Origin of the sequence: Pseudoalteromonas sp. UG3-2 (assembly GCF_037120705.1) — a bacterium.
In the GTDB taxonomy this organism is placed as follows: Bacteria; Pseudomonadota; Gammaproteobacteria; order Enterobacterales; family Alteromonadaceae; genus Pseudoalteromonas.
The window spans coordinates 108,545-120,832 of the sequence record NZ_JAWLJU010000001.1; the positions used below are offsets into that span (position 1 = coordinate 108,545).

Annotated in this window: 11 protein-coding genes; 9 read left to right on the top strand and 2 right to left on the bottom strand. The window is 47.2% G+C overall.

What is annotated here, in order from left to right; all coding sequences use genetic code 11:
- Positions 1 to 151: 151 nt before the first annotated feature.
- From R3P39_RS00480 to R3P39_RS00520, 9 genes are all read left to right on the top strand, one after another.
- Positions 152 to 1,108, top strand: a complete 957-nt coding sequence (locus tag R3P39_RS00480; RefSeq protein WP_336565055.1) for an AAA family ATPase — start codon at positions 152 to 154, stop codon at positions 1,106 to 1,108.
- A 6-nt stretch (positions 1,109 to 1,114) separates the two neighbouring features.
- Entirely contained in the window at positions 1,115 to 2,068 is a 954-nt protein-coding gene (locus R3P39_RS00485; protein ID WP_336565056.1) for a DUF58 domain-containing protein, read from the top strand.
- A complete protein-coding gene (locus R3P39_RS00490; protein ID WP_336565057.1) occupies positions 2,069 to 2,500 on the top strand; it encodes a DUF4381 domain-containing protein in 432 nt (143 codons plus the stop codon). It abuts the gene before it with no gap.
- Positions 2,493 to 3,476, top strand: coding sequence for a vWA domain-containing protein (locus R3P39_RS00495; protein ID WP_336565058.1), 984 nt, complete (start codon positions 2,493 to 2,495; stop codon positions 3,474 to 3,476). The genes R3P39_RS00490 and R3P39_RS00495 overlap by 8 nt, the downstream gene beginning before the upstream one ends.
- A 4-nt stretch (positions 3,477 to 3,480) precedes the next feature.
- Positions 3,481 to 5,442, top strand: a complete 1,962-nt coding sequence (locus R3P39_RS00500) for a VWA domain-containing protein (protein ID WP_336565059.1) — start codon at positions 3,481 to 3,483, stop codon at positions 5,440 to 5,442.
- Complete coding sequence (locus R3P39_RS00505; protein ID WP_336565060.1) at positions 5,436 to 7,058, top strand: BatD family protein; 1,623 nt, start codon at positions 5,436 to 5,438, stop codon at positions 7,056 to 7,058. The genes R3P39_RS00500 and R3P39_RS00505 overlap by 7 nt, the downstream gene beginning before the upstream one ends.
- A 115-nt stretch (positions 7,059 to 7,173) precedes the next feature.
- On the top strand, positions 7,174 to 7,689 hold the full coding sequence (locus tag R3P39_RS00510; protein WP_336565061.1) for a sigma-70 family RNA polymerase sigma factor: 516 nt from the start codon (positions 7,174 to 7,176) through the stop codon (positions 7,687 to 7,689).
- Positions 7,689 to 8,408 carry a DUF3379 family protein gene (locus R3P39_RS00515; protein WP_336565062.1) on the top strand — a complete coding sequence of 240 codons (720 nt, stop codon included), beginning with the start codon at positions 7,689 to 7,691 and terminating at the stop codon, positions 8,406 to 8,408. Before R3P39_RS00510 ends, R3P39_RS00515 begins: the two co-directional genes overlap by 1 nt.
- A gap of 112 nt (positions 8,409 to 8,520) precedes the next feature.
- Positions 8,521 to 9,366, top strand: a complete 846-nt coding sequence (locus R3P39_RS00520; RefSeq protein WP_336565063.1) for a Tim44 domain-containing protein — start codon at positions 8,521 to 8,523, stop codon at positions 9,364 to 9,366.
- Positions 9,367 to 9,424: 58 nt separating this feature from the next.
- Here the strand turns inward: R3P39_RS00520 and R3P39_RS00525 are convergent, their stop codons facing one another.
- Positions 9,425 to 10,231 (bottom strand): kinase, encoded by an 807-nt coding sequence (locus tag R3P39_RS00525; RefSeq protein ID WP_336565064.1) that lies wholly within the window; start codon positions 10,229 to 10,231, stop codon positions 9,425 to 9,427.
- A gap of 23 nt (positions 10,232 to 10,254) precedes the next feature.
- The gene (locus tag R3P39_RS00530; protein ID WP_336565065.1) at positions 10,255 to 12,243 is read right to left on the bottom strand and encodes a TonB-dependent receptor plug domain-containing protein; all 1,989 of its coding nucleotides are present in this window, start codon (positions 12,241 to 12,243) and stop codon (positions 10,255 to 10,257) included.
- Between the last annotated feature and the right edge of the window lie 45 nt (positions 12,244 to 12,288).

Consider the following 12,288-nt stretch of genomic DNA (forward strand, 5'->3'; position numbering starts at 1 on the left):
TACTTTAGTTGCTTTTTTAAACAATCACAAAGTAATTGAAATTGTTATTGAAAATTTATGAACTTTTGCAAAATTGCCGGTCTAATCCACTTGATTATTGGCACCCAGTCCATATAACTAAGTTAATTTTGTCGCGAGAAAAGGCAGTCACATGGCAGTAAACGAATTTACGCAACTAAAACACTATTTAGATACGCAAATCCTAGGACAAAGCGCGCTTACCGAAGCCTTGCTTATCACGTTACTGGCCGACGGCCATTTGTTGGTTGAAGGACCGCCGGGCTTGGCGAAAACCCGAGCAGTAAATGCTCTGGCCAAAGGCATAGAGGGCAGCTTTCAGCGGGTACAGTTTACCCCCGACTTATTACCCTCAGACATAACCGGCACCGATATTTACCGACAGCAAACCAATGAGTTTGTGTTTGAAAAAGGGCCTTTGTTCCACAGTCTGATCTTGGCCGACGAAATCAACCGTGCACCGGCCAAAGTTCAGTCGGCGTTACTCGAGGCCATGGCAGAAAGACAGATCACCGTAGGGAAAAACACCTACACCCTGCCCGAGTTATTTATGGTGATGGCAACCCAGAACCCGCTTGAGCAAGAAGGCACTTACCCACTGCCTGAGGCCCAACTCGACCGCTTTTTATTACATTTAAATATCGATTACCCGGATGCCGAGACCGAATTGGATATTTTGCGTCTCACCCGCGGCGAAGCGTTAGAACAACATAGCGCACCTTTTACCGCCATTAGCCAAGATACGCTTTTCGCAGCGCGTAAAAAGGTATTAGCATTGCACCTTGCTGAATCGCTGGAACAGTATTTAGTGCAATTAATTGTTGCCACCAGAGAACCGGAAAAATTCGATACCCAGCTCGCCAGCTGGCTTGACTATGGCGCCAGTCCTCGTGCCACTATCGCCCTAGATAAATGTGCTCGGGCTCATGCTTGGTTGCAACAACGGGACTTTGTCACCCCAGAAGACATTCAGGCTGTGGTGCACAATGTGTTACGCCATCGCATTATTCTTAGCTATGAAGCCCAAGCCGATGGCGTCAGCAAAGACCAAGTGATCAGCAAAATCTTAGAATTGGTTGCTGTACCTTAAGCCGTTATGAAAAAAGAAAAGCCGTTTGATGCAGTACAATGGTTTAATGAAAGTCACAGTGATGGCGCTTCACTGAACTTAAAAGAGCTGTTGTACTATAAATCGAAAGCGCATTTATTGTCGCTGCGTCCCCGTGGCAAGGTCAAGAGTGCCCAAGCAGGCCAATACCTTGCCCCACACAAAGGCCGTGGCATGGAATTTGCGGAAGTAAGACAGTATCAATATGGTGATGATATTCGTGCCATTGATTGGCGCGTCACCGCCCGTACCGGTGAAACCCATACCAAGTTATTCCAAGAAGAGAAAGAGCGTCCAGTGTTTGTCTTTTGCGACTTGTCTGCCAGCATGCTGTTTGGCTCACAATTGCTTTTAAAGTCCGTTCTGGCAGCGCATTTAAGCTCACTAGTGGCTTGGTCTGCTTGTGCCCGTGGTGACCGTGTTGGCGGCGTGGTATTTAATGACCAGCATCACCACGAGTTAAAACCCATGGCCCGCGACCGTGGTGTGTTGGCATTAGCGCATCAACTGTGTAGTTTGCATCAGCAAGCTTTAGAGAGCCGCGATGCAGCGACGAATAGCCATCGTTTTAATGAAAACTTAAAACGGCTGGTGCATTTAGCTAAGCCCGGTAGCTTAATTTACTTAGTCTCAGACTTCACCGCGCTGGATGAGGACAGTTTCAAATTGCTAGAGCGTGCCACACGCCATAATGAAGTCATTGCCTGTATGATAACCGACCCATTTGAACGGCAACTACCGCATTATAGCCAAGCTATTGAAGCCACTGACGGGGGCAATAAATGGACCTTGCCATTAATGGATCAACAGTTTCGAGAGCAGTTTTCGCACCACGCCGAGCGCTTTTTTGAGCAGCGGATAGCGCTGTTGCGACGCTCTGGCATGACGTTACAACACTATGATGCGTCTCTACCAATCGAATTACAGTTAGTGAGGGGTTAAATGCAAGCGGATCCGTTAGCACAACTTAACGACGTCGTTGTGCCACAAAGCGTAAGCTGGTGGCCACTGTCCTATCCCATGTGGGCGCTGATCGGCACCATTGTATTACTGCTAGTATTCATTTGTCGCTATTTTTACCTTCGGCAACAGCACCTGCGTGCCAAAAAGCATGCAGTTAAACTAAGTACGTCTGCGCAATCAGCACAAGAGTTACATTTAATTCTAAAACGCTTAGTGAAACACTATTACGGTGAACCGTATGCCAGTCTCAGTGCTGAGCCTTGGCTTGAGTTTCAAGCCAAAGTCACCAAAGCCGAATTAACTCGCCAAGAGCTAGACTCACTCTATTCCCCTAATCCAAGTGCGACCTTACAAGCAAAGCTTATCACCGCGATTAAAACCTTTAACGTTAAGGAGAAGCGCTATGTTTGAGTTTGCTTGGCCTTGGGCGTTTTTATTGTTGCCTTTGCCTTGGCTCATTGCCAAATTTAAGCCCAGTAAAGCTCAGGCTGGCATTAAGCTACGCATTCCAAGCTTGGCTAAAATGGCCATTGCAGGCCACTCACAACTGCAACCAAGAAAGTCGATAAACTGGTTAGAGGCATTAGTTTGGCTGCTGCTGGTAATTGCTGCTGCTAACCCAACGTGGTTGGACGACCCTATCGTGGTGCCAAACGAAGGCAGAGACATTATGCTCGCCGTTGACCTATCGGCCTCGATGACAGAGCAGGATATGGACTATCAAGGCCGCAGTGTCGACCGCCTTTCGGTGGTGAAAGCCGTGGTCAGTGACTTTATTAGCGAACGCCAGGGCGACCGCTTAGGCCTTATCCTGTTTGGCGACACGGCGTTTTTGCAAACGCCATTAACCCGAGATCTCAACACCGTGAGTCAAATGCTCAGTGAAGCACAAATTGGTTTAGTTGGCCGTGCCACCGCCATTGGCGATGCCATTGGCTTAGCCGTAAAGCGCTTTGGTGAGCGCGAGCAAAGCAATAAAATTTTAATTTTACTCACCGATGGTCAAAACACCGCCGGTAATTTGGAGCCCGATGAAGCCCTAGTGTTGGCCCGCGAAGAAGGCATAAAAGTGTATACCATTGGCGTTGGCTCTGATGGCAAGCGTGGTTTTGGGCTATTTGGCTTCAATTCCATGGCGGGCAGCAGTATTGATGAAAAAACCTTACAACACATCGCTAAAGAAACCGGTGGTCAGTATTTTCGCGCTAAAGACGTAGCAGGGTTACAACAAATTTATGCCATGCTCGACCAACTTGAGCCAATAAGCGACGAAACCCAAACGTTTAGACCCAAATTGGCATTATTTTATTGGCCGCTATTGGCAGTGCTAACCTTGCTGTTTTTAGCGCGCTGCAGTGTTGTTTTAACAGCCTGGCTGCGGAGGTAACCTGATGGAATTTGAATTTATCCGTCCACAGCTACTGTGGCTATTACTACCTTGGATGCTATACGGCCTGCTTCACTGGCGCAACAAAGGCGCTAAGCAGGCACAACAACTGATTGCTCCACACCTAGCTGGTGTGGTGATGGGTGAGCATAAAAATAATGGCCAAAAGCATAATTCAGCTTGGCTTAGTATTGCCTTTTTCTTGCTTGCTATTATCGCCATTGCCGGCCCGAGTATTGAAAAGCGTGAAGTGCCAGTGTTTAAAACTCAAGCACCTCGAGTCATGGTAATGGACATGTCCTACTCCATGTATGCCACCGATATTGCTCCAAACCGCTTAACCCAAGCCCGTTTTAAAGCCTTAGATTTATTACAACTATTTAAAGAAGGCGAAACCGGGTTAATTGCTTACGCAGGAGATGCCTTTACCGTATCGCCATTAACCACCGATGTTACGACCTTAGAAAACCTAATTCCAAGCCTCAGCCCTGAAATCATGCCCAGCAAAGGCTCGAACGTGCTTGCCGGAATTGACCAAGCCGTGAGTCTACTTAAAGGTGCAGGGTTTGATCGTGGCAGCATTGTGTTGCTTACCGATGGTATTGAACAAAATGACAGCGAAGACATTCGTGCTTTGCTTAGTGGCAGTAACTTTACCCTCAGTGTATACGGCATTGGCAGCGCCGCAGGAGCGCCCATCAACTTACCTGAAGGGGGCTTTTTAAAAGACCAATATGGTCAGATAGTGGTACCAAAATTGGTTAAAAGTAGATTACAAAAGCTCGCAGCCAGCCAAGACGGTGTGTATGCCAGTTATACTGCTGATGGTCGCGATATCCAGGCCTTTAAGCCCAGTGCCAGTAACGCCAAACCCAGTGATGAGCAACAAACCAACACCAAGTGGCGCATTGACGCTGGCGTTTATTTACTGGTTTTATTAATTCCTATGGCACTGCTGCTACTGCGCAATCACGCCATCGCACTTAGCACAGTACTGTTGGTGTGTTTGTTCCCACAACAACACGCCTATGCTGCACAGTGGTCTCAATGGTTTAAAAACACAGATCAGAATGCCCTTGCCGCCTATCAAAATGATGATTATGACCAAGCCAGTCATGCCAGCAACTCGGTATTAAAGGGCGCGGCATTATATAAAAAAGGCGACTTTCAGCAGGCGGCCGATGTATTACGCCAGCAACCCTCTGCTGAGGCTCAATATAACCTTGGTAATGCGCTGGCGAAACTCGGTCAGCTTGATGACGCCATTGCAGCCTACGACCGGGCATTGGCTAAGCAGCCAGATTTCGAGCAAGCGCAACAAAATAAGGCACTCGTGCAACAGTTAAAGGATCAACAAGAGCAACAAAATCAACAAGGTCAGCAAGACCAACAAGGTCAGCAAGACCAACAAGGTCAGCAGGACCAACAAGGTCAGCAGGACCAACAAGGTCAGCAAGACCAACAAGGTCAGCAGGACCAACAAGGCCAGCAGGACCAACAAGGCCAGCAGGACCAACAAGGCCAGCAGGACCAACAAGGCCAGCAGGACCAACAAGGCCAGCAGGACCAACAAGGCCAGCAGGACCAACAAGGTCAGCAAGACCAACAAGGTCAGCAACAGCAATCCGACGGCAATAGTCAGGAAAATAATAATCAGCCAGAACTGGCTGCCAATACAGATCCAGAGCCTGGTCAACCACAACAGCAACCAGAGGATCCCAGTGAAGTCACGGCTGACGCTAAAGCGCAACCACAATCACAACAACAGCAACAACAAGCAGACAAGATGATGGCGCAACAAGGCCGCGAACTGACCCCAGAAGAAATAGAAAAGGCGCAGCAACTTAATCAGCTGCTGCGCAAAGTGCCAGACGATCCTGCAATCTTATTGAGAAATAAAATGCTACTAGAATCACAACAGCGTAAACAAAGACGTCTACCTCGAGGAGTTGAAAAATCATGGTAACACGTATTCTATTGCTATTGTCTTTGTTGATATCGAGTCAAGCGGCACTGGCTTTGGATAATTTAACTGCTAGTGTCGATAAAAACCCAGTGCTTGCTGGCGAATACTTTACCCTCACCATCACCGCCGAAGGTAAAGTGAAAGGCACCATTCCAGACGTTTCAGCCTTGAGCCAGAACTTTGTCACCAGTCCAGTAAGCACCAGTTCGCGCACCAGTATTATCAATGGCAGTATGACCAGCTCAACCAGTTGGCAAGTGCAACTGGTTGCCCGCACCCCAGGTGAGTACACTATTCCGGCCTTTGAGGTCGATGGTGCCAAAACCCAGCCCATCACCCTCAATGTGGTGGCGCAACAAGGCGATGAGCAAAGCAAAGATATTTTCGTTAAAGCAACGCTCGATAGCACCAGCCTTTATGTACAACAAGCTGGACTGTATACCGTTAAGCTTTATATCGGCCAAGACTTACTAGACGGTCAATTAAGTGCCCCAGAAGCCGAGGGTGCCACTGTGACTCAGCTGGGCAAACAGCAAGAAGAATATGAAATCGTTGATGGCCGTCGTTATATGGTGATCACCAGAGAATACATGCTGCAGCCACAAAGAAGTGGTGACATCACTATACAACCACCGGTATTTAACGGCCAAGTCCGCGAAGGGTATCGCCGCATGGCTGTCTCTGCAGTGGCTGAAGCCATCGAGTTGACGGTCAACCCCATCCCCAGTGAACACGCTGATAATTGGCTGCCCAGTGAGTACGTCAACTTTTCCGCTGAATGGCAACCACAAGACACTAATGTAACCGTGGGCACGCCACTGACACGTACTTTCACTTTAACCGCAGTAGGCGTGACTAAAGAGCAGCTACCTGAGCTTAATATGGAAGAGGTGGAAGGCTTTAGGATCTATCCTGATACCTCTGAGCGTAAACAAATTACTCGCGATGGCAAAGTGATTTCACAACTGCTGGTGTCTTTTGCTTATTTGCCCCAGCGCTCCGGTGAGTTTGTTTTGCCAGAAGTCTCCTTGCCTTGGTTTAACACCGTCACTAAGCGCCAAGAGTTTGCTACTTTGCCTGCCAAGAACATCACCATCAAAGCAGATCCAAATCAAACTCAGCCGGCGGCGCCAATAAGCAGCAGTGAAAGTGACGTTGCTGCGGCAAAAGACCTCAAAGCCCAGCCAGCCCCTCAAGTTCAAAAGCACATACCACAGTGGCTTTGGCTGATCACGGCACTGGGCTATCTGTTATGGCTGGCCACGGTTGTGGCTTGGTGGTTATTCCATAAGGCGCGCCCAACCGCCAAACTACCGGCCCAAGCTGAAGTCAATCAACCACGTAATATGGGTTTTTCAGATGCGGTTAAAAAAGACGATCCTCAGGCTTTTTATCAAGCCCTGCTGGTATACCTAAACCAGCAACAGCAAAGCTTGTCTGACTGGCTAAAAACTCAACCTAGTGAAGTGCAAAGCCAAGTGCATGCCTTGCAAGCCAGTCTATATGGCAAAGGTACTGGCGAGATAAACTTAAAAAGCTTATACCAAGCAGTGCAAAAAGCAGAGAAAGTACACTTACAACAACAAAGTACAGCACCGCTAGACAGTTTATACTAAAGCAAAGCGCCATTTGGCGCTTTTCTTTTATGGCTCTGTTATGCTTAATTAGCTCAGTAAACAAAAAAATGCATAATTGATGAAATAAACCTGCAATAAGGTAGGTCTTGTAAATATGACCAGTAAACAAACCCATTATGAGTCGCTGGTTCGGGCATATCACAAAGAACTCTATAAGTTCGCTTATTGGTTGTCAGGTGATCCGACAATAGCAGAAGACTTAGTCCAAGAAACTTTTTTGCGGGCTTGGCGCGCGCTTGACTCTTTACAAGAGAAAGACGCCGCCAAGCCGTGGTTATTAACTATTTTACGACGAGAAAACGCCCGACGCTTTGAGCGCAAACAGTTTGATTACAGTGATGTTGAGCAAGATACCTTGGTCGATGAGCGCAGCAGCAGTTTAGACGACAGCGCAGAGCAAGCCGTAGTGCAACGACAAATTGCAGCACTTGCCACCGAATATAAGGAACCTTTGTTATTACAAGTGGTGATGGGTTGCTCTGGCGATGAGATCGCTACTATTTTGGAGTTAAACAAAAACACCGTAATGACTCGCCTCTACCGGGCCAGAAATCAACTAAAAGAGGCATTAAAAGCAGGCTATGAACCAATTAAGGGGGCATCAAATTGATGGATGAACTCGAATTTAGGCGTCGATTATTCGCCGATCCACACGATGAAGAAGTTATCGCGGCGGCCAAAGCCCAGCCAGAATTACAGCGCATTGTCACTGAAATGCAGCAGTTCGATGACTTTCTTAATCAATCGATGGCAATCGCAGTACCGGATGATTTGGCCGATAAAATTATCGCCAAACAACAAGCCGAAGTTGCCAACAACCAAGAGCACGGCAAAGTGAGCTGGTTTAGACGAGCAACCATGCCCTTTGCTGTGGCCGCCAGTACGCTTTTTGCAGCGCTCATTTTTTATTTTGGCGGCTTTGGCGAACCGCTGAACACCGGGCAACATGCGCTAGCACATGTCTATCATGAATCTAGCGCTCTTGAGCGTGAAGACGCCATTCCACTTCAGCAAGTGAACGAGAAGCTCGCCATGTTTGGTGGTAAGTTTGATGACTTGCCGGGCAAAGTGGTGTTTGCCACTTTTTGTAATTTTAAAGGACAAAAGAGTCTGCACTTAGTGATGCAATCTGAGTTTGGTCCTTTAACTGTGTTTGTGGTGCCCACCGGGCAACAAGCCACCCTTGATGGCAGTGACCGCTTTTCAGATAACCGCTTTGCTGGCTTGATTGCTCACAACGATAGAGCCAATACTATTTTAGTTGGCGATAAAAGTGCGCCATTGCAACACTTCCAATCCGCAGTGCAAACCTCTTTGCGCTGGCTATAACATGGGAAATGGGCGCTATTCACCCATTTCCCCAAACCGTCATACCATGGCTATTTCAAAGCGCCAGCAACTTCATTACAATAGCATCAGTTTATTTTTAGATAGGAAAATCATGAAAAATTTCATTGTTTTATTCACTTTGTTAGCCTTAGTGATTGGTACTAGCTTTGATGCTGAAGCCAGAAAGAAGTTTGGTAAGCGCAGTAGCGGTAAAACCCACCAAACCACCACTACCCAGCAAAAGAAAGTGGATACCCAAACTCTTAATAGCAAAACCACCAAAACCAAGTCGAGCAAAAAAGGGATCATGGGCGGTATTTTAGGCGGCTTATTGGCCGGTGGCCTAATTGCAGCCATGCTAGGTGACGACTTTGAAGGTTTTCAACTGCTAGAGATGCTTCTGCTTGCTGGTGCGGCCTTTTTTATTTTTAAATTAGTAAAATCGGCATTACTTAAACGCCAACACCCAGGGTATGCTGGCGCAGCACCGCAATCATCTAACTACAACTCGCAACAATTCCAATCTAGCCAACCTAGTCCACAAAGCTCTGGTGGTGGGTTTGGCGCGACGTCTGTGCCACTGAACTTACCCCGCGATTTCGATATTAATGGCTTCTTACAGGGGGCAAGACAACATTATCAAACCATACAAAAAGCGTGGAATGACAATGATTTTGCTACTATTTCTGAGTACTTAAGCCCAGAACTTGTGGCTGAGTTTAAACAAGACCGCGAAGCCCAAGGCGATGTAAAGACGGAAGTGATGTTTGTCGATGCCGAAATGGTTCGTGCTGATACTCACCCCCATGTTTGGGAAATCAGCGTGAAGTTTACTGGTAAATACCGAGATTTAGGCGATATGCAAGAAGAACCCATTCATGAAATTTGGCACCTTGAGCGTCAAACCTCAGGTAATGCCCCTTGGCTTATCGTCGGTGTTGAAGATTTAGCTTCTTAAGCACGGACTATATTACCAGCCTGTGTTCACAAGTATTGCTTGAGCGCAGGCTGGCACGCTATAACTGACCACGAACAGTTAATACCTCGCGATCCTCACCCAGATCAACCACCACGTTGGCGCTTTCACTTAAGCTGGTTACGGCCCACTCCGACAGCCTTTGAAAAGGCTGAATAAATGCCAATACTTCCTCATCCGTCATGCCTTTGCCGGTTTGCGCCCGTAACGCGTGCTCTTGTTGTAAGCGCCAGCGATAAACCCGAGAAAAACTCTGACCATTAAGAAAAACAAGCCCATCAAATTGCTCAAATACTTCCTGGTAGTTAGTCGCTAGCAGGCGGTTAACGCAGTGGCGAAAACAGCCATCGCGGTCGTGTTTTCGCTCAAAATCATTGACGTCATAACCCAACTGCGCAGCTGGCTGAGCGGTTACCCCCATACACCAACCTTCTACGATTAATACTTGCGCCCCCTCTGGCACTGGCCGCCATTGGCTCTTGCTGAGCTTGTTATCTGATGCTTTATCAAACACCGGTAATAGCAACGCCCGCTGCTGTTTAAAGTCCCATAGTACCTGTTGCAATAAAGCCAGATCGTGACTGCCTGGGAGACCACGCTGTTGATACAGTGGATGGACTCGCTGTGCTAACTGTGCTCGTTCATTGGCATCAAAATAAAAATCATCAAGCGATACCGCAACCCCAGTAATATTATCCCCGTACAGCTGCTTGATTAGGTGTTGGCTCAAGGTTGACTTACCACTGCCCTGCATGCCGGAAATGGCCAGCAATAGCGGGGCCTGTTTACGCCGCCATAAACTGGCAACCTGGGTGGCGAGGTTATCTACTAATGGACTGCTAGACACGTTCGCTGACGCCTTAGATCACGCTAAAAAACATAATGGTATTGTAGCAGTAGCGTTCTGCCCTGCTGCGGCACGCGACCATCTCTTAACCTAGGGTCAAATACATCCACTTTTTTATCGGTTAAATTCTCACCTTTAAGGTAAAGCTTAGCATCATCAGCAAGCTGCCATGACAGCGACAGCCCCAACAGCCAATAACTGGGTTGGTCAAAACTGGCAATCTCTGGGTTTGGCGGACCTGGCACAAAGGTGCTATCTCGCCATAATGCGTTTAAGGTCGCTTCAATGCCGTCATATTGATGGGTTATGGCAGCGGCAAAAAACTTTTTAAAGCTGCCATTTAGGGGTTTATCGAACATCTGCGTGAAAGCCCCTTGCAGCCAAGTGCGCTCGCTAAGATTAAGGTTAGCATTGACTTCAATGCCCTGCATATTGGTTTCAAAAACATTACCAAAGGTAAATTCAGCTTGGGGGTCCTTGATTGGGATCAGGTTGATAAAGTCACTCAACTGGTTTTCGAAAAGTACCACATCCAGTTGTTTTTGTTGGTCTTGGTAATGCCATACAAACTCGGTGGTTTTAACTCGCTCTGAGGTCAAATCGGAATTACCAATGGTGACATCATCATTAGAATTTAATTCGTTGCTCACTGGCGTGCGGAACGACTCACCATATTGAAATTTTAAGGTATGGCGCTGATTAACATCGTAAATAAAGGCCAATCGCGGTGATAGCTTATCATCTATATCCTTGACTTCATCATAGCGAATGCCAGCAAACATATTCAGGTCATCGCTGAGTTTGTACTTGGCTTGGAGATACCCGGCATGAGAGTCAAACTCTTGCAGCAGTGGGTAAAATGGCGCGTAGTTTTTTACTGTGGTAACACCGCCTAAGTATGCGCTATCGGCTAAAAATACATCGCCAAAGTCGGGGTCGTAGTAACTTGTTCTAATATTGGCTTGGCTTTGCTCTTCATCTGACCACTCCAGACCAAAATTCCAATCCAGCTTGTCGTTTTGGCTAAAACGGCCATCGAGGTTGTAGGTTAAATCTCTTGATTGCCAAGCCGGCCCGACAAGAAAATCAGCGCCAGCGGCCAACCCTATCTCATCAGCGGCGACAATAAGCCCGGCACTTTCAATGTTGTGCTCAATGAAACTCAGCGAGTGACTTAACATCAGCTGCGGATTAATCTGCCAATCGTAACTTACTATCGTGGCTATATTTTCACTTTGATGCTCATTATCCGGTGAATAACGCGATAGATTTAAAAACTCATCCAGTTCCGTGCGGTTGTACCTTAACTGCCAGCTTAAGGCGTGATGGCTTCCACCAAATGTAATAAACAGGGATTTTAATGGATCTTGTACTGCGTTTTGAAAATAGCCCTCACCGGAGCGCTGATTGGCGGCAATATTACCGTATAACTCAGTATCATCGCTGATTTTTTTTGAACCACTGAGCGCCATTTGCAGCGTACCCTGTTCACCGTATCCAACACTGAATTCGTTACTGGCGGTTTTAGTGATGACGTTCATAACCCCAAGAAAGGCATTACTGCCGTACAGCGCCGATCCTGGACCACGAATAAACTCTACTTTGGCAACGATATCAACAGGAATAAAAGGGGTGTATACAGACGCTTTGCCAAATGACGATTCATTTAATCGCTGGCCATCAATCATCACCAACACATGGCCGGTATCCAAATACACACCTCGAGTATGCTCTTTTGGCACCGCTCCAACCCAATCACCACGGGTGGATTGGAATCCGGGCACATAGTTCATTAATTCATAAACATTATCAACGCCAAGGCTGGCGATTTGTTGGGCATTAAAAACGGTGGTGCTCGATGGCACAGAAGCGCGGGTCTCAGAGGTTTTACTCGCGATAGATATGTTAACATCCAATAGTTCTTCAAAAGACAACTGGTATAAGTCTTCTTCGGATCCCTGTGCTATTGGCATACCGAGCACAGCGGCAAAGAGTAAAACGGCTTTATTCATAATAACGAGCTCTATGTTCCCACACTTCGCTCGCAGCATTAGTGT

Bases quoted from the DNA above. Each gene is read 5' to 3' on its own strand.
- R3P39_RS00510 (WP_336565061.1), top strand. From the start codon at position 7,174: ATGACCAGTAAACAAACCCATTATGAGTCGCTGGTTCGGGCATATCAC.
- R3P39_RS00490 (WP_336565057.1), top strand. From the start codon at position 2,069: ATGCAAGCGGATCCGTTAGCACAACTTAACGACGTCGTTGTGCCACAA.
- R3P39_RS00485 (WP_336565056.1), top strand. From the start codon at position 1,115: ATGAAAAAAGAAAAGCCGTTTGATGCAGTACAATGGTTTAATGAAAGT.
- R3P39_RS00495 (WP_336565058.1), top strand. From the start codon at position 2,493: ATGTTTGAGTTTGCTTGGCCTTGGGCGTTTTTATTGTTGCCTTTGCCT.
- R3P39_RS00480 (WP_336565055.1), top strand. From the start codon at position 152: ATGGCAGTAAACGAATTTACGCAACTAAAACACTATTTAGATACGCAA.
- R3P39_RS00530 (WP_336565065.1), bottom strand. From the start codon at position 12,243: ATGAATAAAGCCGTTTTACTCTTTGCCGCTGTGCTCGGTATGCCAATA.
- R3P39_RS00515 (WP_336565062.1), top strand. From the start codon at position 7,689: ATGGATGAACTCGAATTTAGGCGTCGATTATTCGCCGATCCACACGAT.
- R3P39_RS00505 (WP_336565060.1), top strand. From the start codon at position 5,436: ATGGTAACACGTATTCTATTGCTATTGTCTTTGTTGATATCGAGTCAA.
- R3P39_RS00520 (WP_336565063.1), top strand. From the start codon at position 8,521: ATGAAAAATTTCATTGTTTTATTCACTTTGTTAGCCTTAGTGATTGGT.
- R3P39_RS00500 (WP_336565059.1), top strand. From the start codon at position 3,481: ATGGAATTTGAATTTATCCGTCCACAGCTACTGTGGCTATTACTACCT.